The organism is uncultured Veillonella sp., from assembly GCF_905209685.1.
In the GTDB taxonomy this organism is placed as follows: Bacteria; Bacillota; Negativicutes; order Veillonellales; family Veillonellaceae; genus Veillonella.
The window spans coordinates 1-1,669 of record NZ_CAJLUB010000195.1 but is presented as its reverse complement, the minus strand read 5'-3'; the positions used below and the strand labels follow the sequence as shown (position 1 = coordinate 1,669).

Below are 1,669 nucleotides of genomic sequence, written 5' to 3'. Positions count from 1 at the left end.
TATCATGATTATGCAATGCCTAATAAACAAATGACTGATAATAATCTAAGCTATGATACACGATTCCATTATCGTAATCATAACTCTAAGCAGAAAGTGAATACACAGTATTTTATAGAGACGTTACAACCCATAAAACAATATGGTAAAGATGGCAAATCCATGGTGTTTGTACAAGGACGATTAGATGGTAATGGTGGCGAAAAAGTTTCCACTACTACATATTGGAATGGTTCGGATTCAGATTTTGGAAGAATTGACGGTCAAGGTACCTATATTGATAAAGGTGAAGTAGTAGAACATGATACACTTGGTGTTGTAGGTACTACTGGTATTGGCTATCGTCGCCTTAGTACACATGAGCATGCCTACGTCGGCGCTAATGTATTCTATGACTATGCATTTAAGGATAAACTTTCTCGCGTTAGTGCAGGATTAGAATATGTAGCTGGTCTAAATACGATTAGTGTCAATGTATACCATGGACTATCAGAAAAAAAGGTGGGGCCTTATGACATTAATACACCTTTGCGTCAAGTACCACGGGCAATAGATTTTCATGATAGCTTAAGTTCACCACCTGATGGTATTCATAGAACACCTCGATATTCTTATGAACATGTATTGGATGGCTTTGATATACGGTATACACGCGATTATAAGAATGCTCGTTGGTTATCTAGTTATGTGGAAGGATATCATTGGAAAACAAAAGCGCCAGGAGAACATCCAGAAGAGATGTACTATATTGACCAACATAAGTGGCAATCCATACATGGATTAAATGTAGGCGCTAAAATGAATGTGACGCCTCATATTTCTGTAGATCTAGGAATTGGTAAAAGTAATATTAGTTCTGTAGAACCGTATGTATCAGTTATGTATACATTAGGTAAGTCTAAATATGCGTACTTTGGTGGTAAGCATAGTGAAAATGTGATGACTTCGGCACGTTCTAAGATGTTCGATAAGGTCAAACGTGGTGATATGAAGGTTGAGTATTATTGGGAACAAGACTTGCGTGATGGCCCTTGGGATCATTTATAATTTGTATCATACTCGTAAAAATACCATAATAAACAATTTTATATAATTATGTTGAAATTGGCACCTAGTTTTTGTTAAAGAAATTTAGGTGCCAATTTTATTATTATCCTTAAGCTGGTTCTTAAGATAGTCACAAATCAGAAAAAGTATCCGTTTTACAGGCGTTTTTGATTTCTGTAATTATAGGTATAATTTGTAGTATATTCAAGCATACTAAATATAAATGGCTAATATTTGCGATTTTTAATAGATAGTTCCTAATTTCATATATTTTGGAAAAATTCATCAAAAAATTAGAAAAAAGTACTTGCATTAGTAGGTTACCTCATGTTAATATATACGAGTAGTCAACGAGAGTTGATACGCGGCCCCGTGGTGTAGCGGTTAACATGTCGCCCTGTCACGGCGAAGATCGTCAGTTCAAATCTGATCGGGGTCGCCATTCATGCCTCGGTAGCTCAGTTGGTAGAGCAACGGACTGAAAATCCGTGTGTCGACAGTTCGATTCTGTCCTGAGGCACCATTTGTATTCCATGCGGTTGTGGTGGAATGGCAGACACGCCATCTTGAGGGGGTGGTGAGCGTACGCTCGTGAGGGTTCAAGTCCCTCCAACCGCACCAA

Annotated in this window: 1 protein-coding gene and 3 tRNA genes; all 4 read left to right on the top strand. The window is 37.7% G+C overall.

From position 1 onward, the window contains the following. On the top strand, positions 1-1,047 hold a 1,047-nt coding region (locus QZ055_RS09345; protein ID WP_295826484.1), incomplete at its 5' end, for an inverse autotransporter beta domain-containing protein. A gap of 366 nt (positions 1,048-1,413) precedes the next feature. After that, positions 1,414-1,489: transfer RNA gene (locus tag QZ055_RS09340), tRNA-Asp, on the top strand. Between the two features lie 5 nt (positions 1,490-1,494). After that, positions 1,495-1,570 (top strand) — tRNA-Phe (locus tag QZ055_RS09335). 12 nt (positions 1,571-1,582) lie between these two features. Continuing rightward, positions 1,583-1,668: transfer RNA gene (locus QZ055_RS09330), tRNA-Leu, on the top strand. Position 1,669 lies beyond the last annotated feature (1 nt).